The organism is Mycobacterium sp. NGS11, assembly GCF_059813315.1.
Window position 1 is genome coordinate 49,649 of the sequence record NZ_JCALEJ010000027.1, and the last position, 21,109, is coordinate 70,757.

Consider the following 21,109-nt stretch of genomic DNA (forward strand, 5'->3'; position numbering starts at 1 on the left):
TGCAGTGGCCGTCATAGTGCTGCGGCGGACACAAGGGTCGACCGGCGAAAGCTAGGCCAGCCTGCGAAGATGCGCTCGCGTCGTTTCGCGAGTATCGGGCAGGGTATCTCAACTTAGTGTTCACGGATGGACGATGGGCGCGGAGGGAATTGCTGTTGAAGATTGCAATTGTCAGCGGCGACGACGTTGTCGGGGACGACCCGGAGCAGCTGTGCGCCGCCCTGGCAGCCCAGGGGCACGACGCGACGGCGTGCCTGCGGCGAGCCGGTCGACGCGCGGGACAGGCGGCGGCCGAGGACCACTACCGATGCCTGTCGATTCCCGTAGGCCCGCGCAGGGCCGCACCGCCCGTCGAGGTCTTGCCCTATGTGGGGGAATGGGCCGCCAAACTCGAGCGCGCCTGGTCCAGAGAACAACCCGACGTCGTGCACGCCTATGGCTGGCTGGCCGGGCTGGCTGCTCAATTGGCGGCTCGTCGTCGGCGCATCCCCGTGGTGCAGACATTTCTGGGTCTGGCCGCGACGTCGCGCGGACAGGCCGACGCGGAACATCACAGCGAACGACTGCGCCTCGAGCCGCTTCTGGCGCGCAGTGCGGCATGGGTAACGGGCGAGAGCAGCGACGACGTCGACGCGCTGGCCCGGCTGCGGCATAGCCGCGCCCGAGTGTCCGCCCTGACCTGCGGCGTGGACGCGTCGCGCTACTCGCCCATCGGTCCGATGGCGTCGCGCAACGGCCTGCAACGCATCCTCTGCGCGACACCAAACCCTTTGCGGTGCAACGGTATCGATATCGCCATCCGTGCCCTGCCTAACGTGCCTGGTGCGGAGCTGGTGATCGCGGAGAATGACGCCACGAACGGTGTCCACAACGACGCGCGGGCTCGGCTGCGACATCTTGCTGTGGAGTTGGGCGTGGGTGACCGCGTCCGCTTTGCCGGAACGGTCAGCGATGACGAACTGCCGAAGTTGATGCGGTCCGTCGACGTCGCGGTGTGCACGCCTCGGCAGCCACCACGCGCCACCGCCGTGTTACAGGCCATGGCCACCGGGATGGCGGTAGCCGCGGCCACTGTGGGAGTCCTGGCCGACGTCGTGCTGGACGACATCACCGGCGTCATGGTGTCGCCGGAGAACCCCGCGGCCTTGGCTGTGGCGTTGAGAAAGCTTGTGAGCCAAAGATTTCAAAGCGAGAGCATGGGCGCGGCGGGCCGAACCCGCGCCGTGTCGCGCTTCGCGTGGGAGCGAATAGCGCTCGATGCGCTGAGCATCTACGGAAGCATCGGGTCGCCGGATCGGGCAGGTTTGCGACCGACGGCGGCGCGGTGATGCGAGCGCACGCGGTCCTTTTGCAAGGCCGGCCATGACCATCGCGACGAGCGGGATCGACGGCAAAGCCGCCAGGGTCGTCATCGGTTCTGCCGGCGAGTCGCCCGACGGGCCTCGATCCAACTACTGCCCGAATCGTCCCACGCCGGATGCCGAGCACGGGTTCCGTCCGGTTGTCGTGCAATACAAGCAGTTTCGCACCGCCGATGCGCAAGCCGCGCGGCGGTTCTTCGCCGGCGCGTATCAGCCGGGCTGGCGCATCTCCGGGCTTACCGGCCACGTTGCGGTGTCGCACCGGCGCAGTGAAGCCGGCTCGATGATGGTCGACGAGGTGATGATCCAGGGGCGTGTGACGCTCGAAATCCCGGCCGCCGACACCATGGTGATCCAGCCGCGCGCGGGATCGTTGAGTGTCGCGGGCGGCCCCGTTGCTGATGCGGACTTCCCGATTCTCGTCGCTCACGGGATGCCCTGCGTATTGCACTGCAATGGCGCGCGGTTCGACGCGGTGACCGTCGAGGCTGACGTGCTGAACAAAGTCGCCGCGGATTGGCAGACGTCGCTAGGGCAGCAGACTCAGTTCGTGAATTGGCGGCCGCGTTCCCGTGCCGCCGTGCGGGCCTGGCACCGAGCGCTGGATTACGTGGCCGGCACCTTGGCCTCCGCTGACATCGCGCACCAGCCGCTGATCGCGGCGGGCATGGCCAACCTGCTCGCCGGTGCGCTGCTCGAGTGCTATCCGTCCAATCTCACCGAGCAAGACCCGGCCAGTGATCTCGCGCTGCCCGAGACCCTCAAGGAGGCGGTGTCTTTCATCCATCGCCACACAGCAGAGGACATCGGCATCAACGAAGTCGCCGCCGCCGTGCATCTGACGCCCCGGGCAGTCCAGTACCTGTTCCGCCGGCAGCTCGACACGACGCCGACCGAGTACATGCGCCGTGTCCGGCTCAGCCACGCCCATCAAGAGCTGATCGCGGCGACAAGTACTACGGCGACGGTCACCGAGATCGCCCAGCGGTGGGGATTCGCCCACACCGGACGGTTCGCGGTGCTCTACCGGCAGACGTACGGCCAGAGCCCGCACACCACGCTGCGGCAGCAGGTCTAAGCATTTCTTAAGAATCGGTTGCCGGATTCGCCAAAAGCGGACCGACTCCAGGCATAAGATCGTCTCATCCTTAGCTGCGGCAATGGGGCCGCGTTCGAGGGGGGAGCGGAAACATGAGTGCTCGACGGTCGGCTCGCCCAGTTGACCCGTTCCACGACCGGCTGCCGCCGAGTGAGACCGTGGCTGTTAGGGCCGCCGACGGCACCCGGCTGCACGCGGAGGTGTTCGGGCCGCCCGACGGTTATCCGATTGTCTTGATCCACGGCATCACCTGCGCGATACGGGCGTGGGCATATCAGATCGCCGACTTGTCCAACGACTACCGGGTGATCGCGTTCGATCATCGCGGCCATGGACGAAGTGGCGTACCGGGACGCAAGGACTACAGCCTCAAACATCTTGCCTCCGACCTGGATTCGGTGCTGGATGCGACCCTGGCGCCGCACGAACGGGCCGTGGTGGCGGGTCACTCGATGGGCGGCATCACCATCGCCGCGTGGTCTGAGCGCTACCGCCACAAGGTTCCCCGGCGCGCCGACGCCGTCGCGCTGATCAACACCACCACCGGTGACCTGATCCGGCAGGTGCAGCTGTTGCGGGCGCCCTACGGGTTGTCGCCGGCCCGGGTTCTCGCCGGGCGCGCACTGATCAACGCGTTCGGCGGGTTCCCGCTCCCGCGTGCGGCACGTATCCCGAGCCGGTATGCGGTGGCGATGCTGGCCACCGGACGAGACGCCGACCCGAGTGTCGCCAGGCTCGTCTGCGAGCTGTTCGAGAACACCTCACCGGCGGGACGGGCCGGCTGTGCGCGGGCGCTGGTGGCCGCACTGGGGTCGCGGCATCTGAATCTGGACGGGCTGACCGTGCCGACGTTGGTCATCGGCAGCGCACTCGACCGGCTGACCCCGATCAGCCAGTCCCGCAGGATCGCACGCTGCGCGCCCAACCTGATCGAGCTGGTTGAACTGCCCGGCGGCCACTGCTCGATGCTGGAACACCCGCGTGAGGTGAATCGCCACTTGCGCGGACTCGCCGAAATGGCGGTCCACAATGCGGCCACCCGCCGTATCAGCTCATAGCAGGGCGGTGATCTCGGCGGCGGCGCGCTGCCCGGAGCGGATCGCCCCGTCGAGAAACCCGGTCCACTCGTCGGCGGTTTCGGTGCCGGCCCAGTGAATCGGCCCGACCGGTTCGCGCAGCCACGGCCCGAACCGCGTCCACGACCCCGGCGGGACCGCGGCGGTGGGCCCGCCGGGCGCGAATTCCTCCACCCCCCAACGATGATCGACATAATCGAGGGGATTGAGCGCATCATCGCCGAAAAGCGTTGCAAAGCAGCGCAATGCGTCACGGCGGCGCTGATCGCCGGGTAGCGAGTCGAACGCGCGGGCGTCGACGAAACCCATCAGAATTCCGGGACCCTCCGGATGCGGACTGACGTCGAAGGTGATGAAGACGGGGCCCTCGTCGGACAGCGCCTGTCCGGAAAATCCGTTGGTCCGCCAAAACGGCGTGGAATAGGCCGCGTACGCCTTGCTGAGCCGGCCCTGCGGCCAATGCAGGGCGAGTTGCTCGTATTCGGCGGGCAACGGGGGAGCGAACTCGATCGAGGCGCGGTGGGCGGGCGGGATCGCCACGATGACGAATCCCGCCTCGGTCGCACCGAGATCGGTCGTCACGGTCACGCCCGCACCGTGGCGTTCGATTCGGCGAACCGGAGCGTTGAGGACCACCCGGGCGCCCAGGTCGGCGGCCGCGGCCTCGGCGATCTGTTGTGTGCCACCGGGAAAGCGATCTTGTTGGGCACCGTCCTTCACGTCGAGCAGCCGGTCCAGGCCACCGGCCGCGTGCGCGTAACGGGCGGCGTGCAGCATCGACACGTCGTCGGGTTCACACCCCCACGTCACCCGCGCCACGATGGCCAGCAGGTCGTGCGACGAAGCGGTCGCGCGCACGGAGCGCAACCAGCCGCCGAGCGACAAGCCGTCGAGTTCGCGGGCACGGCGGGCATCCCACGGCGCCGCCAGCGGGATGCTGCGCGCGATCCGGTCGAACTGCCACCGTAGCCGGCCGATGTCCAGCAGCCCGGTCAGCGAAAGCTTGGGGATGGTGCCGTGATAGGCGTGCGTCCACCCGCGCCAATGGATGAGGTTCTTGCCGTCGTCGTGGGTCGGGGTGGTCGGGACGTCGAGTTCGGCCGCCATCGCCAAGACCGCGTCCTGGGTCGGCCCGACGAAAGTGCCGCCCAGATCGGCCGGCAAGCCTGCGACGCTGCCGGTCAGCGACCGCCCACCGACTCGGTCACGCCCCTCGAAGACCACCACGTCGTGGCCCTGTTGAGACAGCTCGCGGGCCGCGGCGAGTCCGGCAAAGCCCGCACCGACCACGACAACGTCGACAATCCGCGGGGGTTTCGGCACGCGGTCCAGTGAACCGCATTTCGACGGATTTCACCGCAAATTGTGCAACCTGTCGGAGCGTCTCCCGGCCTCGCCGCGGCCACCCTGCGGCTATGGCGCGACCGTCAGCCAATCTTTGAATCCAGAGGGGTCGTGCCGGCCCAGCGCGCCGTGTTCGTAGAGGCCCCACCCCTCGACCGGCCCGCCGTCCCCGTCACGGCAGACCGCGCGGCCGACGTGGTCGATCACGCCGAAGCCCGCTCGCCCGATGATGGCCGGATCGGTCATGTCGTAGGTCAGGCGCTCGGCGAACTTCTCGCCCTTCCACATGCCGTGTGTCCAGTCGGAGTCACCGCCATAACCGCCGCCGACGTGAATGGGCACCGGCAGCTTGGACTCGATGTCGAAGTGCACCGGGGTGCCGTCTGGGGTGGTGGCGTCGACGGTCGCGCCGGTCGGGACACGGGTGCCGGAGCGGTAGTGGATCTTGACCCGCGGCCAGCCCAGCTGCTCGACGCGGCCGTCACGCCAGATCCGGGTGCAGTCGTTGAGCGAGCGGAACCCGTTGGGCTCCTCCTGGATGATCAGCACGATCGCGAAATCGTCGAAAGCCATTGGTACGTACAGCCACCACATGCCCTCGAAGGGCGGATCCGCGGGACGGCCCGCGGGCTCGGCCTCGCCGATCGGACGGATGCCCCAGGACCGATCGCGGCTGCCCAGCCACGTCTTGGGATCGACGGCGATTTCCTCACCGTCGACGATGATGTGTCCGCTCCAGCTGCCCAACTGTGCAAAACGTTGCGCGTCCAGCGTGACTCGGTTGCCCGATCGCAGGATGTGCGGCTGCTCCTGAACGACGTCGAAAAGCCCCTTCCAGGTGAGATCGGCTGCGATGCCTTCGGTTTCGTCGAGGACGATCCGTAGCTGGTGTAGCGGCTCGATGACGTCGACGCGGTAGCCGTTGACGCGTTGGTTGAGCCGGTCTTGGTCGATGGCGTCGGAAACGTGTACGGCGGTCTGGGTGTCGCCGCGCCTGATGAGCAGGAACGCATCCTTGACCCCGAGGTTGGGGTAGTAGCCGATGCCGCTGATCACGAAGATGTCTCCGGTGCGGTCGTGGGCGTTGAAGTAGGAGCGGTCGTAGAAGTTGCGGTCCGAGGAGCCCGGCCACGCTATCGGCTGGGGAATCTGATGTACCGGGAACTCGTCGAGCGGTCCGAGCATTACTGGTCCTCTCCGATCAAGCGCCGCATCAATCCGGCGTGGTAGAACAGCGATTCGACATCGCCGGGCTTCTCGGTCTCGCCGAAGTGCACCCGCCGAGCGCCGGTGCGCATGAACACGCAGGCCCACATCACGCCCGAGTACACGTAAAACCAGTGCAAGTCGCCGACTTCGACGCCGGCCAGCCGCGCGTAGGTGGCGCGCACGTCCTCCTCGCGCATCACCTCCGGCAACCCCGGCAGCGTTGCCAGGCCGGCGAGTTCTTGAAAAACCATGTGTGCGAATATCATCCACGCCACATCGAGCTCACGCGGTCCCAGTGTCACCATTTCCCAGTCCAGCACCGCGACCGGCCGGAAGTCGCTGTACAGCACGTTGCCCACCCGGGCGTCGCCCCACAGCAGCACGGGCTCGGTGGCCGCCGCCTCGGCCGGCCAATTGGCTTCCAGCCAGTCGAAGGTCCGCTCGAGCAGCGGTGATCGCCCGATGTCGGGTACCGCGAAGTCGTACCAGGACCGCACCCAGTTGAAGTGCTTGCGCAGGGCGGTGTCGCCGGATTGCCCCTCGGTGAGGAAGCCAAACGTGCTCTGCGCGTTCGGGATCGAATGCAGCGTGGCCAGTACGCCGACGGTGGCGTCCTGCAGTTCACGCTGCCGCTCGGCGGGCGCATCGGCGAACCAGTTGCCGCCGAACGTATACGGCATGACGTCGGGCGGCACCTCGCCCTCGACGTAATCCATCACGAAGAACGGTGTGCCGAGGATTTCGCCGGTGTTCTCCAGCCAGCGCACCCGCGGCACGGGCACGTCGGTCAGCTCGCCCACTTTCCGGATGACGTCGAATTGGTGGTCGAGCCGATAGGTGGGGAAGACCTGCACGTCCTCGGCCGTCGGCGCCACCCGCGCCACCAGCTTCTGTTCGGTCGGTCGCCCGTCCTGCTGCCAGCGCGTCGTCAGGATGATCGTCTCCGAGGACATGCCCGTCGAGTCCACGCCGCTCTCCACGATCACCTCGGGATTCGCGTCGCCCGGCAGTACGGTGGAAAGCCAGCGTGACAGCACCGTCGGCAACGTCGTGACGTCGCGGCTGGAGCGCTGGAGCCGGTCGATGTTGTCGACCGCCGGTTCTGTTGCCATAAGGTGCCTCCTTCGTTGAGGCAATTACGATACGGTAGGTAGCGTTATGAAAGCAGACCCGTCCGGCCTTGACAAGGCCTCCGGCGCCGGCCGCCCGCGCGATCCGCGTATCGACTCGGCGATCCTATCGGCGACCGCCGAATTACTGGTCAAAACGGGCTATTCCAACATCAGTCTGGCCGCGGTCGCCGAGCGCGCCGGCACCACGAAATCCGCGCTGTACCGGCGCTGGTCGAGCAAGGCTGAACTGGTGCACGAGGCGGCCTTCCCGACGGCCCCGACCGCGCTGGAGTCGCCGGCCGGGGATATCGCCGCCGACATGCGGATGATGATCGAGGCCACGCGCGACGTGTTCACCACCCCGGTGGTGCGCGCCGCGCTGCCCGGTCTGGTCGCCGACATGACCGCCGACCCCGCGCTCAACGCGCGGGTGATGTCGCGATTCGTGGACCTGTTCACCGCGGTGCGGGTGCGGCTGCGCGAGGCGGTCGACCGGGGCGAAGCCCATCCCGATGTGGATCCGGACCGACTGATCGAGTTGATCGGGGGTGCGACGATGCTGCGGATGCTGCTGCGCCCGGAAGAAGAACTCGACGACGCGTGGGTGGAGCAAACCACGGCCATCGTCGTGCACGGGGTGCGGCGATGACGGGACGGTTGGCGGGCCGCGCCGCGATCGTCACCGGTGGTAGCCGCGGCCTGGGCCGGGCGATCGCGCTGGCCCTGGCGGCCGACGGCGCCGCGGTGGCGGTCGCCGGGCGGACCGAAGAGGTGTGGGACGAACGGCTGCCGGGGACCATCGGTGACACCGTCGCCGACATCGAGGCGGCCGGCGGACGCGCCGTGCCGATTCGGGCGGATCTGACCGACCGCGATCAGGTCGCCGGGCTGGTGGAATCGGCGCGACAGGCGTTGGGCCCCATCGGGATTCTGATCAACAACGCGGCCTTCACCGCCCCCGGGCGGCCACCCGCATCCGGCGAGCGGCCACGCGACAAGGCCGTCAAAGCGGGTGCTCACGCCAAAGCGGGTGCCGCCGTCAAACCCGGCTGGCCCGGTTTCGTCAGCACACCCCTGCAGGCGTACCGCAGGCATTTCGACATCGCGGTGTTCGCGGCTTACGAGCTGATGCAGCTGGTGTGCCCCGACATGATCGAGGCGGGGGGCGGCTCGATCATCAACATCACCTCGGTCGCGTCGCGGTTGCCCGGAAACGGCCCGTACGCCGACCGCAGCGGCGGGGTGCTGCCCGGATACGGCGGATCGAAGGCCGCGCTCGAGCACCTCACCCAGTGCGCGGCCTTCGATCTCGCCGGCCACAACATCGCGGTCAATGCGCTATCGCCCTCCAAACCGATTCTCACGCCAGGGCTTTCGTACTATGCCCGCAACTTCGATGAGACCGCGTCACAGGACGAATTCGCCCGCGCGGCGGTCGAATTGGCTCTGGTCGATCCCGCCAGGGTCACCGGGCGCACCATCGGTCACCACCAGGTGCTCGACGGCAGCTTTCGTCCCTTCGCGACGGACTAGGCGGGCAGCTGGACCTCGACGTGGGCTTGTTGCCACGTGAGCGCGTTCGTGAGCCGCCGGTGCGCGCGTCCGGAATGCCCTGCAAAACGGTCCACTCGGCGTGGCGAAATGTAACAATGCCCCTACTCGAAGGACGCATCCTCTTACGAAGTTGGTGACCTTGGGCCAGAGCCACGTTAGTTCCGTCGAAGGGCTTCAGGGACAGCGCTCGGCACCGGCGAGTTTTCGGTCAGACATCGAGGGCTTGCGCGCGGTCGCGGTGTTGGGCGTTGTCCTTTTTCACGCTGACGTGCCCGGTGTCGGTGGTGGGTACGTCGGCGTCGACGTGTTCTTCGTGATCTCCGGCTTTCTGATCACGGGGCTGCTGTGGCGCGAGGTGAGCACCGTCGGCACCGTGCGGCTGCGCCGTTTCTACGGGGCGCGTGCCCGCCGGCTGCTCCCCGCGTCTGCCACGGTCGGCGTCATCACGGTGATCGTCTCGGCGATCGTGTTACCTCCGTTGCAGGCCTGTACCGTTTTTGGGGATGGCATCGCCAGCGCGCTGTATGTCGGGAACTACTGGTTCACTCTGCAAGCCGTTGACTACTTCACCGCTGTCTTGCCCTCGCCGTTCCTGCATTACTGGTCCTTGGGCGTAGAAGAGCAGTTCTATTTGGTGTGGCCGCCCATGATCATCGGTACGGCATGGCTCATCCGGCGCGTGCGACGCCGCAGCAAGGCTGAGGCCCCCTCGTCGCAACGCCCGTATCTGGCGGTCCTTGCGGTGGTCGCGGTCGTGTCGTTCGCGCTGTCGCTGGCGGCCACTTACGTGGTGCCTTCCTTTGCGTTCTTTTCGCTGCCCACCCGTGCATGGCAGTTGGCCGCAGGCGGTCTGGTGGCTTTGACGGCGGGCCACTGGCGCCGGCTTCCGGCGACGCTTGCCGCGATTGCGGGATGGGCAGGGCTGGCGATCATCTTGCTGACCTGCACCCTGCTGAGGACGACCACGCCCTATCCGGGGACTGCTGCCCTTTGGCCGGTGCTGGGCGCGGCGCTGGTGATCGGCGCCGGCTGTGCCGCGCCCTCCTATGGATGCGGGCGCGTCCTGGCATTGTCGCCGATGCGGGCGATCGGCAGGGTGTCGTATTCGTGGTACCTGTGGCACTGGCCGGTGCTGGTGCTCGCGGCGCCGTTGCTGGGCCACTCACTGGGCTTGGTCGGCAGGTTGGCGGCGGTATTCGTCTCCGGCGGGCTGGCAGTGCTGACACTGCATCTCATCGAGAACCCGTTTCGATTCGCCGCCGCCATACGCCGCTCTCCGCTTCGTAGTCTCGCGCTGGGCGCCGGCGCCACCGCGCTAGCGGTCTGTGTGGGCGTGGCGCTGCTGGTATGGATGCCACTTCCGGTCGGCCGGGGTGCACCAGCTCCGGCGCCGACCATCAACGCATCGCCCCCTCCAACGGGGCGCAACATCGACGCTTACAACGCGGCGGTGCAGCGCGCGTTCGCCCAAGTGCAGACCGCGCTCGCGGCATCCGCGGACCTGAAAGCCGTACCGTCGAATCTGACCCCGGCGCTTGCAGATGCGGAAAACCAACTCAGAGCCATGACCCTCGACAGCTGCATGCGCGATTTTTTCCAAGTCGACCAACCCGAATGCGCGACCGGCGATACCACCTCCACCACCACGGTGGCCCTGGTCGGCGACTCACATGCCATGATGTGGAATCCCGCATTCCGACAGCTGGGCACCCAGCGGCGCTGGCGCCTGGAGATGCTGATGAAGGCGGGCTGCCCGTTGATGGACATACCGATCGGAAACACGCGCAGTTTGCACTGCGACCAGTGGCGCGATCGGATCATCGCCCGGCTGCGTGCGGAGCGGCCGCGACTGGTCGTGGTGAGCATGTGGCGGGGGTATGAATCCAGCTTCGGTTGGGTGCCCGATTTCAGGACATATGACTCGGCGTGGATGGGCAGCTTGACCCGCCTCGTGCAGCAGCTGCGCGGCATCGGTACCCAAGTCTTGGTGCTCGGGCCGATCCCGGATCCCCATGTGGTGGTTCCCGTCTGCCTGTCCGGGCATCTCGATGACGCGACAGCCTGCTCGCCGCCACGATCGCGGGCGGTGAACGAGTCCGGCATCGCGGGTGAGTCGGCCGCCACCAAAGCCGCGGGCGGACAGTACGCCGACGTGACCGATCTGTTCTGCACCGCTGACCGCTGTCCCGTCATCGTCGGCAACGCCCTCGTGTACGCGGACTGGAATCACCTGACCGGCGATTATTCCCGGCTATTGGCTCCGGCGATCGGGGCGCTGGCCGACCGCGCGCTCGCCGAGAGCTGATTTGCACATCACTCATCGTCTCTATCTTTTGCAGGGCAAGCACTTTCGTGACTAGGCAGACGAGAAGCGTCAGCCAGGAGGTATCGATCGGTCTTTCGTCAGGTCACCCTTGAGGGTGGGCTTAAGGGCCAGACGCATGTGTCGTTCGTTCGCCGGCACATGCCGGTAATCGCGATTTTCCCTCCGCAAGTGGCGATTTCACATGCATCGACGTATCGGAGGCTAGGCTGTGCAAATGATCGAGGCGCGGATGTTGGCGCTATGGCGGAAATACATACAATCTCTCCGGACCGATAAGGAACACGTCGGTGTTGCCGAGCGCCTCATGCGGGGATTGCCGGTAGTAGTGCCGTACTACGTAGTAGCTTTGGTGCTCTTGATCCGCGCCACATTGTTGCGGCCGCTGACCGTCGATCACACCACCGAAGACGGCATCCATTTTCGATGCCGGCTGCCAGACGGTGTCCAGACGTTCGTGTACTTATTCGGAACGTGGGAACCCGACCTCACGGCATTCCTGCGGCGCCGATTGCGGCCCGGCGACACCTTCATCGACGTCGGTGCGAACGTCGGGTACAAGAGCGCGATGGCCAGCAGACTAGTCGGTCCGCGCGGCGTCGTTGTGGCCATAGAACCGGCTCCCATCGCGAACACCGCACTACGGCAAACGATTGCGATGAACGATCTCGCCAACATACGCCTGGTCAGTGCCGCCGTCTCGGATCGCGACGAGGAACTTCCGCTGTTCGTCGGACCCAGCTTCCTGTCTCTGGGCCGCTCTACGACGGTCCCCCGAGCGGCTCAAGGTCACCCTCTACTCCGTGAACACGGCCGCGTGCGTGCCGCACCGCTCGGATCACTGGTGACTCGCGAGGAACTGGCCACCACGCGCCTGATCAAAATTGATGTGGAGAGCGCCGAAGACCGCGTGCTCACCGGCATGCTGACATCCCTCGATCAACTCGCATCGGAGGCGGAAATCTTTGTCGAGGTCGAGGCAAAATGCTGGAGCGATCCGCGGCTGCGACCCATCGATGTACTGCGGCCCTACCTCGAGCGCGGTTACCACGTCTACCTGATGCCGGCCAACTACTGGCCGTGGCGCTACCTGTGGTCAAAGGATGTTCGCGCCCCGAAGCGGCTTCGCGACCTCGCGCGATTGGAGCGCCGCGACAGATTTGACATCGTGCTGTCACGCATTGACGCCGACGAGCTGTGACTTGGTGTCGGTGCACGCGGCGATTCGCGATGCCACCCACGGCGGCAACAGGGTGGCGTCGATCGTCTCGACGGGGATAGGCAAGATCCGACCGGCGGACCGGCGACGAACCAGGACGAATCGCCAATAGTCGAGGACGCGAGCGCCCACCGCTTCTTTCCTGGCGTCATGCTCGTCTGACGTGCAAGTATGAGGAAAGCCAGTGCGCAAAAACCGATCGAGTGGCGTGCCAATGCCTGGTATGGACAAGCCGACAGGGCGAGTCGTTGCCCTGATCGTTCTGCTGCTCGTGGTCGCCGCCGCCCTGCGCGGCTACCTTCCGGCTCGGCACGATGCGGCGCGCAGCGAGTCGGGCGGCCGGGCGGCGCTGGCCTTCGTGGTAGCGATTCTCGCCGTGACGCTTGCGTTGATCGCGGTCGCCGTGGTCGCGCGCTTGCGGGATCCCCGTACTCCCGCGCCGAGTGCTGGCGGGCTGTCCGACATGCTGGGCACCGGCAGGGGACGACCCAGCTGGCGCGTGCTGTTGATCGGACTCGCCGTGATCGTGGCGTGGCTGGGGATCGTGATATTGCTGACCCGCTTCCTGTCCCACGGCGTCGCGCCCGGCCCGTCACCGCCCGACAGCGGCGCAGCGCCGTCGACACAGCCTCCCGCACAGCCACCGTCGCAGCAGCATCCGAGCCGTCCGCGCGACGCATCGCAGAACATGCTGGGAATCCTGCTCGCCTGCACCGTCGCCATGTTGGTGATGTTCGTCGCCGGGACGGTCGCGTCGGCGCGGCGGCGCTGGCGTCCGGCGGTTCCGGGCATCGCCGACGAGCCGGCGGAACCCCCGCCGCCCCCGGCACGTTCGGAGTCGCTGGCGCGAGCGGCCGAGCGTGGATTGGCCGAGATGACCGACCTGAGCCGAGAGCCGCGTGAGGCGATCATCGCCTGCTACGCCGCGATGGAACGTGAACTCGCGCAGGTTCCCGGCGCAGTGCCCCAGGAATCCGATACTCCGACCGAGGTGTTGGCCCGCGCGGTGGAGCACCACGCTTTGCACGCCGACAACGCCGTCCAATTGGTGAACCTGTTCGCTGAAGCGCGGTTCAGCCCCCATGTGATGAACGAGGGCCACCGCGACGTTGCGGTGCGCGTCCTTCAATTGGTCCTCGACGAGCTGGGCTCGCGGAGCGTTGCATGAAAAAGATTATCTCCCTGGGCATTTGCCTGATCATCGGCATAGAACTGTTGGCACTGTCCCAGCATGATCGACGATGGGTGTTGGCGGCCTCCGGTCTAGGGCTGGCTCTGGTGCTGCTGAGCCTGCGTCGTGCGCTGGCACGTGGATTCGATGCCGACGCGGAGCCAGACGTTGACGATCTCGGGGATTCGTTGCGCCGCTGGCTGTCCAACACCGAGACGACGATTCGGTGGTCGGAGTCCACCCGGGCCGATTGGGACCGGCATCTGCGCCCAATGCTCGCGCGCCGCTACGAGATGACGACCGGCCAAAGGCAGTCCAAGGATCCTGTTTCCTTCCACGCGACCGGCCGGATCCTCTTCGGTCCGGAACTGTGGGAATGGGTCAATCCCAACAACGTCATTCGCAGCGGTGACCGCCAACCCGGCCCGGGCCGTGCGGCGCTGCAGGAGATTTTGCAAAAGCTGGAGCAGGTATGACAGGAGGCGCGATCCCAACATGACGCTGCCGGCCGCGACCACGACCGCCCACTGCGAGGCGATTCTCGACGAAATAGAACGCGTGGTGGTGGGGAAGCGGTCCGCGCTGCGGCTCATCCTCACCACGGTCCTTGCGCGCGGCCACATCCTCATCGAAGACCTGCCCGGCCTGGGCAAGACGCTGATCGCGAGATCGTTTGCCGCCGCGCTGGGGTTGCAATTCACCCGGGTGCAGTTCACCCCAGACCTATTGCCGGCGGACCTGCTCGGCTCGACGATCTACGACATGCAGTCCGGCCGCTTCGCGTTCCGGCCCGGCCCCATCTTCACCAACTTGCTTCTGGCCGACGAGATCAATCGCACACCGCCCAAAACCCAGGCGGCGCTGCTGGAGGCGATGGCCGAAGGCCAGGTCAGCATCGACGGCGAAACACACCAACTGCCAGAGCCTTTCATCGTGCTGGCCACCGACAACCCGATCGAGTACGAGGGCACATACCCACTACCCGAGGCGCAACTCGACCGGTTCGCGATCCGGCTGGAACTGCGGTATCTCAACGAGCGAGACGAGACCTCGATGCTGCGCCGCCGCCTCGAACGCGGTTCGGCGGAACCGACGGTCAACCAAGTCGTGGACGCACACGACCTGCTGGCCATGCGTGAATCGGTCGAGCAGGTGACCGTGCACGAAGACGTCCTGCATTATGTGGTGTCGCTGGCCAATGCGACGCGACACCATCCGCAGGTTGCGGTGGGTGCCAGCCCGCGCGCCGAACTCGATCTCGTGCAACTCGCCCGCGCCCGCGCGCTGCTGCTCGGCCGCGACTACGTCATCCCCGAGGACGTGAAGGCGCTCGCGATTGCGGCGGTCTCGCACCGGATCACCCTGCGCCCCGAGATGTGGGTACGAAAGATCCAGGGCGCCGACGTGATCGGGGAGTTGCTGCACCGCCTACCCGTGCCGCGAACCGGTGCCGGCGGCGGAGAGAACCCGGCATGATATCCAGCGTGGCAGTCGAGTTCCGCTGGCGCGCATCAGAATTGACACGGGCGATCGCGACCTGCGCGGGGTTTGCGATGGCCGCCGCCGTGATCGGCGCCCGCTGGCAGCTGATCGCCTTCGCGGCACCGCTGCTCGGCGTGTTGTGCTCGATCAGCTGGCAGCGGCCGGTCCCGACGATCCTGGTGCATGGCGAGCCCGACGCCCAGCGTTGCTTCGAAAACGAGCAGGCGCACATCAGGGTGTGGGCAACCGAAGAAGACGGGACTTCTGCGGTACAGGTCACGGTCCCCGACATCGCGGGCATGGAGCTTGGAATCGCCGAATCCGATGCGGCTCAGGAGAAAACCGTCACGGCGGCCGCGCGGCGCTGGGGCCGGTATCCGATCGGGGTTCGCATCGACGTCGTTGCGCGCGGTGGGCTGCTCACCGGGACGGCCACCGTCGGGGCCGCCGAGGTCATCGTGTTTCCCTTGACGCCGCCACAGCAGACGCCCATTCCGCAGACGGAGCTGCTCGACCGGTTGGGTGCCCACCTGACCCGCCATGTCGGTCCGGGAGTGGAGTACGCCGACATTCGCCTGTATGTGCCCGGCGACCAACTGCGCGCGGTCAATTGGCCGGTGAGCGCGCGTCGTGGCCAATTGCACGTGACACAGCGATTGACGGACCGCGCCGCCGATGTGGTGGTCTTGATCGATGGGTACCGGCAGCCCGCGGGTCCGGCGACCGAGGCCACCGAACGCGTCGTGCGCGGAGCGGCGCAAGTGGTGCAAACCGCGTTGCGCCACGGTGATCGCGCCGGCATCGTCGCCCTCGGGGGTAACCGCCCGCGCTGGCTCGGCGCCGACATCGGGCAGCGTCAGTTCTATCGGGTGCTCGACACCGTCCTGAACGCCGGCGACCGGTTCGAACACACCACGGGCACATTGGCGCCGCGCGCGGCGGTTCCCGCGGGGGCGATCGTCATCGCGTTCTCCACCCTGCTCGACACCGAATTCGCCTTGGCCTTGATCGATCTGCGTAAGCGCGGCCATGTCGTGCTGGCCGTCGACATTCTCGATCGTTCGCCGTTCGAAGACGAACAGGATCCCCTGGTGGATCAAATGTGGGCGCTGCAGCGCTCCGCCATGTACCGGGACATGGCCACGATCGGGGTGGACATCGTGTCGTGGCCGGGCGATAGCGGTCTGGAGCAGTCCATGGGTGTGCTGCCGGATCGCCGCCGGCGTGTGCGGGGGAGGCTTCGTGGATAACGGCACGAGCGCGCTGACGCGGGTGGGAGCGCCCGCGTTCGCGACGGGCTTCGGTCTGCTCATGGTGGGCCTGGCCGCCGACGGTTGGCATGCCGCGGCGGTGGCCGCCTGGGCGGCGGCGCTGGTCGCGGTCGCGGTCGGCATTGTATTTCGGCCCGCCGCAACGGTTGCCGTGCTGCTCGCGGCGGTCACCGCAATGCTGTCCAACCCGCCGGTGATATTCGTCGCGCTGTCCGGTCTGTCGGGCGCCGCCTACCTGGTATGCCGGCATGCGGCCGGCGCGTCCGCCCCGGTGGTGCTGGACAGCTGGCCGACGGCGGCCGGCGCCGTGGGGTTTACGTTCGCCGGGCTGGTCGCGACGTCGTTTCCCTTGCAGCTGCCGTGGTTGCCGCTGGTGGCCCCGCTGGGGGCGTTGGTGATCTACCTGTTGGCCATCCGGCCGTTCATGAGCTGACCGGTGATGCCGGACGCAACGGAGGGGCACCAGAGCACTCCGACGATACTAAAAGCTGAACCTCAGGATGCGCGCAGACCGTGCGGTCGACTTGCTCCACCCCGCCATCCGTGTCGAGATTCGCAACCACGTCGGAAATAGGTCCACCTCGGGCACACTCGTCAGGCTGGTCTCCTCGACGAGCTTGAGTTTGGGGTTCCAGCGTTCCGGCGTGTGGGGGTCGTTGTAACCCTCGAACGCACGGAGCTGGTTTACCTTCTTGAACATCTGCTGCGGGAACAACTTTGAGATCCACACGCCAATCACCATGCGTCCGTAGTCGTTGAACGTCAGTTGTCCGGCGGGGAAGTGGTCGGTGATCGCGCGCATCACCGCGACGATCTGCTCCTTGTTGAGGAAGGGGAACAATCCGTCGGCGACGACGATCGCGGGGCGGTTCGCCGGAATCCCCGATATCCACTCAGGGTCGGTCACGGAGATTCCGATGGTGTGTTCGTGAGGTCCCGGTGGCATCACTTTGTCGCGCAGGGCGGCCAGCCCGGGCAGCTCGACGCTGTACCAGTCGATGGTGTCCGGTGGATCGACACGGGCGTACCCGTCGTCTAGCCCCGCGCCCAGATCGACCACCACGGCGTCGGCGTACTGGGCGATGAACGCGCGCACTCGGTCGTCGAGAAGTTTTGCGCGCAGGGATGTTTGACAAACCACGGGCGTCACGAGCCCCAGGCCGTCGAAGTCGTAGTCGATCTTTGTCACAGCATCGGCGGCACCTGGGTCGGGCAGGATGGGGCGTGCCCATCCGTTGTTGATCGCGCGTGCCTTCAAAGTCAAAAATGCGGTCTCTTCCTCCGCGGTGATGGCGCTGGTGTCAATGCCCATAGCCGTGCCTCCTTGAACTTCGATCGTCCTCGACTATACAGCTGTGTATTTTATTGTCCAGACGTGTAGTCTGTGGCGATGACCACGACGGATCCTGCCGATCTCACTGCCCGCGCCCGTATCAGGCATGCAGCGCTGCGCGAGTTCGGCGAAAAAGGATACGAAAGGGCGACTATCCGCAGCATTGCCGCGGCGGCAGGGGTGTCGTCCGGGCTGCTGCGGCACCACTTCGGTTGCAAGCAGGAGCTTCGTCAAGCGTGCGACGATTACCTTGTCAAAACCATGCGCGACCTCAACGCCCAGGTGCAGGACAACGCCAAACACGGTGACGTGCACTATGTTTCAGCCCGCATTCCTCTTGGACAATACCAGGACTACATCACCCGTGCCCTGGTCGAGGGCGGAGCCGGTGAGCTGTTCGACGCACTGGTGTCGATGACCGAGGAATGGCTTGCCTCGGCCGATGAACATCGTGCCGAGCCCGCCGATGTCGACGCCAAGTCGCGTGCCACGCTCATCACCGCAATGGCTCTTGCGGTGCCGTTGCTCCACGATCACATATCGCGCGGCTTGGGCGTGGACATCAACGCCGCGGAGGGCGATCTGCGGGTCGCGGCCACCTTGGTCGACATCTATTCAAATCCGCTGCTGACGCCCGAACAGGCCAAGTCTGCGCGCGACGACCTCGCGCGCAGAACTGGGTAGCAGGCGAGCACCTGCAGCCGTCAGTGAGAACACAGTTCTAGGAATTCGGCCGGCGCGTCAGTGCAGCAGCTCGGCGGCCTGGTCGGCGAGATCGAGCAGCGGCTGCGGGAAGATGCCCAGTGCCACCGTGATCGCGGCACACACCGCGATGGCGGCCTTGCTCAGGAAGCCCGGCGCGACCACGTGCGGGGTGTCCTCGGTCGCCTCGGTGAAGAACATCGACACGATCACCCGCACGTAGAAGTACGCGGCGACCCCGCTGGCGACCACACCGACGATCACCAGGGGCACCGCGCCGCCCTGCGCGGCGGCCTTGAAGACCGCCAGCTTGCTGACGAACCCACTCGTCAGCGGGATGCCGGCGAACGCCAACAAGAACATCGAAAACATCACGCCCACAATGGGTGAGCGCTGCCCCAGCCCCGCCCAGTGCGAGAGGGTCGCGTCCTCGACTCCGTCGGCGTCGCGGATCAAGCCGACGATCGCGAAGGCGCCGACGGTGCTGAAGCTGTAAGCCAGCAGATAGAACAACGTGGAAGACAGGCCGGTGTGGTTGTCGGCGATGACGCCGGTGAGGATGAATCCGACATGGGCGACCGACGAATAGGCCAGCAGGCGTTTGACGTCGGTCTGGTTCACCGCGGTGATGGTGCCGACCGCCATGGTCAGGATCGAGATGGCCCACAGCACCGGGCGCCACTGATCGTGCAGCGGCGGCAGTGCCACATAGATAACCCGAAGCAGCGCACCGAAAGCCGCGACCTTCGTGGCCGCCGCCATGAACCCGGTGATCGGCGTCGGCGCGCCCTGGTACACGTCGGGAATCCACGAATGGAACGGAACGGCACCGACTTTGAACAGCAGGCCAACCGAGAGCAGCGCGACACCCACCAGCGCCATCGAAGTGTCGCCGTGCGCGGCCAGCGCATCACGGATGCCCGTCAGCAGCAGCGTGCCGGTCGCGCCGTAGAGCAGGGCGACGCCGTAGAGGAAGAACGCCGACGAAAACGCGCCCAGCAGAAAATATTTCATCGCCGCTTCCTGCGAGAGCAGGCGGCGATGACGGGCCAGTCCGCACATCAGGTACAGCGGCAGGGACAACACTTCCAGCGCGACGAACATGGTCAGCAGGTCATTGGATGCGGGGAAGACCATCATGCCGCCGACCGACAGCAGAGCCAGTGGGAACAGCTCCGTCTGGGCGGCCCCGGCCCGCTCTGCCTCGCGCTCGGCGTCGCCGTCGGGCACAGCCGATGCCTGTGGCGTGAACGAGTCCAGGCCGCCCGAGCCGGCCCTGCCGACCCCGACGGACACCTTGCTCTCCGCTTTGGGCTGGGCGCGCTCGGCGATGAAGATGACCGCCATCACTGCGACCAGCAGCACCGTGCCCTGCAGATACAGCGTCGGGCGGTCAATGGCCATGGCGCCCAAAACCGCTACCCGGCCCGGGATCTGGACCGAGCGGCTCACGGCGATGACCGCCACGAAGGCGGCGACCAAACCGGCGAGCGAGAGTGCCACCTGCGCGGTGTAGCGAATTCGCCTGGGCAGGAACGCCTCTGCGAGGACGCCCACCACGGCCACGCCGAACACGATAAGCGTCGGGCAGAGCAGGAAGTACTGGATGCTCGGGGTAGGCAGGGTCATCGCGGTCCTTCGGCGGTCCGGTGTGCTTCGGCCGGTCTGGGTGTTCCCACCGGGACGGTCGGCTTGGGGTCATGCTGACCCGTGGTGGTCATGGTGTTCTCGACGGCGGGGTTGATGATGTCGAGCACGGGCTTGGGGTAGATGCCGAGCACCAACAGCAGCGCGATCAGCGGTGCGACCACTATCAATTCGCGCGCGCGCAGGTCGCCGATCTTCTCGTTGCCGCTGACGACCGGCCCGGTCATCACGCGCTGGTACAGCCACAACATGTAGACCGCCGAGAGCACCAGCGCGGTGACCCCGAACGCGGCGGCCAGCCAGTAGCGGTTGAAAGTGCCCAGCAGCACCAGGAATTCGCTGATGAACGGCGCCAGGCCCGGCAGTGACAGGGTGGCCATGGCCGAGACCAGGAAGGTGCCCGCCAATACCGGCGCCACCTTCTGCACGCCACCGTAGTCGGCGATCGCCCGGCTGCCGTGCCGCGATATCAGGAATCCGGCGATCAGGAAGACCGCGGCCGTGGACAGGCCGTGGTTGAGCATGTACAGCGTCGACCCGCTCTGCCCCTGGCTGGTCATCACGAAGATGCCCAGAATGATGAATCCGAAGTGCGAGATCGACGTGTAGGCGATCAGCCGCATGATGTCGGTCTGGCCGATGGCGACGATTGCGCCGTATACCACCCCGATGACCGCCAGCACGACGATCAGTGGGCGGAAATACGTTGAGGCGCCGGGGAACAGCTGGAGGCAGTACCGCAGCATGCCGAAGGTGCCGACCTTGTCCATCACCGCCATCATCAGCACCGCGGTGGCAGGGGTGGCCTCGACCGCGGCGTCGGGCAGCCAACGGTGGAACGGCCACAGCGGGGCCTTGATCGCGAACGCGAACATGAAGCCCAAGAACAGCGCCTTGAACACCCCGGAGTCCGCGCCGTAACGACCGGAGGCGACGCCGGCCACGATCTCGCGGAAGTCGAACGTGCCCGAACCGTGTTGCGAGGTCACCACATACAGCCCGATCACCGCGGCCAGCATGATCAGGCCGCCGAACAGGTTGTATAACAGGAACTTCACGGCGGCACGCGACCTGCCGGGGCCGCCGCCGAAGCCGCCGATGAGGAAGTACATCGGGATGAGCATGGCCTCGAAGAAGACGTAGAACAGCAACACGTCCAGGGCGACGACCGAGATCAGCACCATCGACTCGATGGCCAGCGTCAAG

The 21,109-nt window shown here is 66.5% G+C and carries 20 protein-coding genes; 13 read left to right on the forward strand and 7 right to left on the reverse strand.

From position 1 onward, the window contains the following. Positions 1 to 155 precede the first annotated feature (155 nt). From AC5Y4T_RS22165 to AC5Y4T_RS22175, 3 genes are all read left to right on the forward strand, one after another. Positions 156 to 1,328 carry a glycosyltransferase gene (locus AC5Y4T_RS22165; protein WP_499955396.1) on the forward strand — a complete coding sequence of 391 codons (1,173 nt, stop codon included), beginning with the start codon at positions 156 to 158 and terminating at the stop codon, positions 1,326 to 1,328. A 34-nt stretch (positions 1,329 to 1,362) separates the two neighbouring features. Next, positions 1,363 to 2,439 carry a helix-turn-helix domain-containing protein gene (locus tag AC5Y4T_RS22170; RefSeq protein ID WP_499955398.1) on the forward strand — a complete coding sequence of 359 codons (1,077 nt, stop codon included), beginning with the start codon at positions 1,363 to 1,365 and terminating at the stop codon, positions 2,437 to 2,439. A 113-nt stretch (positions 2,440 to 2,552) separates the two neighbouring features. Next, entirely contained in the window at positions 2,553 to 3,518 is a 966-nt protein-coding gene (locus AC5Y4T_RS22175) for an alpha/beta fold hydrolase (RefSeq protein WP_499955400.1), read from the forward strand. Here AC5Y4T_RS22175 and AC5Y4T_RS22180 read toward each other — a convergent pair. The 3 genes from AC5Y4T_RS22180 to AC5Y4T_RS22190 all read right to left on the reverse strand — a co-directional run bounded on the left by AC5Y4T_RS22180 (position 3,513) and on the right by AC5Y4T_RS22190 (position 7,201). Continuing rightward, positions 3,513 to 4,859, reverse strand: coding sequence for a flavin monoamine oxidase family protein (locus tag AC5Y4T_RS22180; protein WP_499955402.1), 1,347 nt, complete (start codon positions 4,857 to 4,859; stop codon positions 3,513 to 3,515). The genes AC5Y4T_RS22175 and AC5Y4T_RS22180 overlap by 6 nt on opposite strands. A gap of 90 nt (positions 4,860 to 4,949) precedes the next feature. Continuing rightward, on the reverse strand, positions 4,950 to 6,065 hold the full coding sequence (locus AC5Y4T_RS22185; protein WP_499955404.1) for an Rv3169 family protein: 1,116 nt from the start codon (positions 6,063 to 6,065) through the stop codon (positions 4,950 to 4,952). Next, complete coding sequence (locus tag AC5Y4T_RS22190; RefSeq protein ID WP_499948762.1) at positions 6,065 to 7,201, reverse strand: phosphotransferase family protein; 1,137 nt, start codon at positions 7,199 to 7,201, stop codon at positions 6,065 to 6,067. The genes AC5Y4T_RS22185 and AC5Y4T_RS22190 overlap by 1 nt, the downstream gene beginning before the upstream one ends. A gap of 46 nt (positions 7,202 to 7,247) precedes the next feature. Here AC5Y4T_RS22190 and AC5Y4T_RS22195 point away from each other — a divergent pair, with 46 nt between their 5' ends. The 4 genes from AC5Y4T_RS22195 (at position 7,248) to AC5Y4T_RS22210 (ending at position 12,279) form a co-directional block, all read left to right on the forward strand. Next, complete coding sequence (locus AC5Y4T_RS22195) at positions 7,248 to 7,850, forward strand: TetR/AcrR family transcriptional regulator (protein WP_499921936.1); 603 nt, start codon at positions 7,248 to 7,250, stop codon at positions 7,848 to 7,850. After that, complete coding sequence (locus AC5Y4T_RS22200) at positions 7,847 to 8,734, forward strand: SDR family NAD(P)-dependent oxidoreductase (protein WP_499921938.1); 888 nt, start codon at positions 7,847 to 7,849, stop codon at positions 8,732 to 8,734. Before AC5Y4T_RS22195 ends, AC5Y4T_RS22200 begins: the two co-directional genes overlap by 4 nt. A 154-nt stretch (positions 8,735 to 8,888) precedes the next feature. Next, positions 8,889 to 11,060 (forward strand): acyltransferase family protein, encoded by a 2,172-nt coding sequence (locus AC5Y4T_RS22205; protein ID WP_499955406.1) that lies wholly within the window; start codon positions 8,889 to 8,891, stop codon positions 11,058 to 11,060. A gap of 325 nt (positions 11,061 to 11,385) precedes the next feature. Then, positions 11,386 to 12,279 carry an FkbM family methyltransferase gene (locus tag AC5Y4T_RS22210; RefSeq protein ID WP_499955408.1) on the forward strand — a complete coding sequence of 298 codons (894 nt, stop codon included), beginning with the start codon at positions 11,386 to 11,388 and terminating at the stop codon, positions 12,277 to 12,279. Here the strand turns inward: AC5Y4T_RS22210 and AC5Y4T_RS22215 are convergent. Beyond that, positions 12,253 to 12,429 carry a hypothetical protein gene (locus AC5Y4T_RS22215; RefSeq protein WP_499955410.1) on the reverse strand — a complete coding sequence of 59 codons (177 nt, stop codon included), beginning with the start codon at positions 12,427 to 12,429 and terminating at the stop codon, positions 12,253 to 12,255. The genes AC5Y4T_RS22210 and AC5Y4T_RS22215 overlap by 27 nt on opposite strands. Before the next feature lie 91 nt (positions 12,430 to 12,520). On the opposite strand from AC5Y4T_RS22215, the gene AC5Y4T_RS22220 reads away from it, so the two are divergent. The 5 genes from AC5Y4T_RS22220 (at position 12,521) to AC5Y4T_RS22240 (ending at position 16,654) form a co-directional block, all read left to right on the forward strand. Further along, positions 12,521 to 13,465 (forward strand): DUF4129 domain-containing protein, encoded by a 945-nt coding sequence (locus AC5Y4T_RS22220; RefSeq protein WP_499955412.1) that lies wholly within the window; start codon positions 12,521 to 12,523, stop codon positions 13,463 to 13,465. After that, positions 13,462 to 13,944, forward strand: a complete 483-nt coding sequence (locus AC5Y4T_RS22225) for a hypothetical protein (RefSeq protein ID WP_499921945.1) — start codon at positions 13,462 to 13,464, stop codon at positions 13,942 to 13,944. Before AC5Y4T_RS22220 ends, AC5Y4T_RS22225 begins: the two co-directional genes overlap by 4 nt. 19 nt (positions 13,945 to 13,963) lie before the next feature. Continuing rightward, entirely contained in the window at positions 13,964 to 14,944 is a 981-nt protein-coding gene (locus AC5Y4T_RS22230) for an AAA family ATPase (RefSeq protein ID WP_499921947.1), read from the forward strand. Continuing rightward, positions 14,941 to 16,200 carry a DUF58 domain-containing protein gene (locus tag AC5Y4T_RS22235; protein WP_499955414.1) on the forward strand — a complete coding sequence of 420 codons (1,260 nt, stop codon included), beginning with the start codon at positions 14,941 to 14,943 and terminating at the stop codon, positions 16,198 to 16,200. Before AC5Y4T_RS22230 ends, AC5Y4T_RS22235 begins: the two co-directional genes overlap by 4 nt. Before the next feature lie 61 nt (positions 16,201 to 16,261). Beyond that, on the forward strand, positions 16,262 to 16,654 hold the full coding sequence (locus tag AC5Y4T_RS22240) for a hypothetical protein (RefSeq protein WP_499955432.1): 393 nt from the start codon (positions 16,262 to 16,264) through the stop codon (positions 16,652 to 16,654). A gap of 48 nt (positions 16,655 to 16,702) precedes the next feature. On the opposite strand, the gene AC5Y4T_RS22245 is transcribed toward AC5Y4T_RS22240, so the two are convergent. Then, the gene (locus tag AC5Y4T_RS22245) at positions 16,703 to 17,533 is read right to left on the reverse strand and encodes a class I SAM-dependent methyltransferase (protein ID WP_499955416.1); all 831 of its coding nucleotides are present in this window, start codon (positions 17,531 to 17,533) and stop codon (positions 16,703 to 16,705) included. Between the two features lie 78 nt (positions 17,534 to 17,611). Between AC5Y4T_RS22245 and AC5Y4T_RS22250 the strand changes: the two genes are divergently transcribed. Beyond that, complete coding sequence (locus AC5Y4T_RS22250; protein WP_499955418.1) at positions 17,612 to 18,238, forward strand: TetR/AcrR family transcriptional regulator; 627 nt, start codon at positions 17,612 to 17,614, stop codon at positions 18,236 to 18,238. Positions 18,239 to 18,295: 57 nt separating this feature from the next. Here AC5Y4T_RS22250 and nuoN read toward each other — a convergent pair whose 3' ends face one another. Next, the gene (gene nuoN / locus AC5Y4T_RS22255) at positions 18,296 to 19,885 is read right to left on the reverse strand and encodes an NADH-quinone oxidoreductase subunit NuoN (RefSeq protein ID WP_499955420.1); all 1,590 of its coding nucleotides are present in this window, start codon (positions 19,883 to 19,885) and stop codon (positions 18,296 to 18,298) included. Then, positions 19,882 to 21,109 (reverse strand): NADH-quinone oxidoreductase subunit M (locus AC5Y4T_RS22260; protein ID WP_499955422.1); only part of this gene is annotated, 1,228 nt, incomplete at its 5' end. The genes AC5Y4T_RS22260 and nuoN, both read right to left, overlap by 4 nt.

Excerpts from the sequence above, each read along its gene's own strand:
- AC5Y4T_RS22170 (WP_499955398.1), top strand. The coding sequence starts at position 1,363 with ATGACCATCGCGACGAGCGGGATCGACGGCAAAGCCGCCAGGGTCGTC.
- AC5Y4T_RS22175 (WP_499955400.1), top strand. The coding sequence starts at position 2,553 with ATGAGTGCTCGACGGTCGGCTCGCCCAGTTGACCCGTTCCACGACCGG.
- AC5Y4T_RS22185 (WP_499955404.1), bottom strand. The coding sequence starts at position 6,065 with ATGCTCGGACCGCTCGACGAGTTCCCGGTACATCAGATTCCCCAGCCG.
- AC5Y4T_RS22190 (WP_499948762.1), bottom strand. The coding sequence starts at position 7,201 with ATGGCAACAGAACCGGCGGTCGACAACATCGACCGGCTCCAGCGCTCC.
- AC5Y4T_RS22195 (WP_499921936.1), top strand. The coding sequence starts at position 7,248 with ATGAAAGCAGACCCGTCCGGCCTTGACAAGGCCTCCGGCGCCGGCCGC.
- AC5Y4T_RS22200 (WP_499921938.1), top strand. The coding sequence starts at position 7,847 with ATGACGGGACGGTTGGCGGGCCGCGCCGCGATCGTCACCGGTGGTAGC.
- AC5Y4T_RS22210 (WP_499955408.1), top strand. The coding sequence starts at position 11,386 with ATGCGGGGATTGCCGGTAGTAGTGCCGTACTACGTAGTAGCTTTGGTG.
- AC5Y4T_RS22220 (WP_499955412.1), top strand. The coding sequence starts at position 12,521 with ATGGACAAGCCGACAGGGCGAGTCGTTGCCCTGATCGTTCTGCTGCTC.
- AC5Y4T_RS22225 (WP_499921945.1), top strand. The coding sequence starts at position 13,462 with ATGAAAAAGATTATCTCCCTGGGCATTTGCCTGATCATCGGCATAGAA.
- AC5Y4T_RS22230 (WP_499921947.1), top strand. The coding sequence starts at position 13,964 with ATGACGCTGCCGGCCGCGACCACGACCGCCCACTGCGAGGCGATTCTC.
- AC5Y4T_RS22235 (WP_499955414.1), top strand. The coding sequence starts at position 14,941 with ATGATATCCAGCGTGGCAGTCGAGTTCCGCTGGCGCGCATCAGAATTG.
- AC5Y4T_RS22240 (WP_499955432.1), top strand. The coding sequence starts at position 16,262 with ATGGTGGGCCTGGCCGCCGACGGTTGGCATGCCGCGGCGGTGGCCGCC.
- AC5Y4T_RS22245 (WP_499955416.1), bottom strand. The coding sequence starts at position 17,533 with ATGGGCATTGACACCAGCGCCATCACCGCGGAGGAAGAGACCGCATTT.
- AC5Y4T_RS22250 (WP_499955418.1), top strand. The coding sequence starts at position 17,612 with ATGACCACGACGGATCCTGCCGATCTCACTGCCCGCGCCCGTATCAGG.
- nuoN (WP_499955420.1), bottom strand. The coding sequence starts at position 19,885 with ATGACCCTGCCTACCCCGAGCATCCAGTACTTCCTGCTCTGCCCGACG.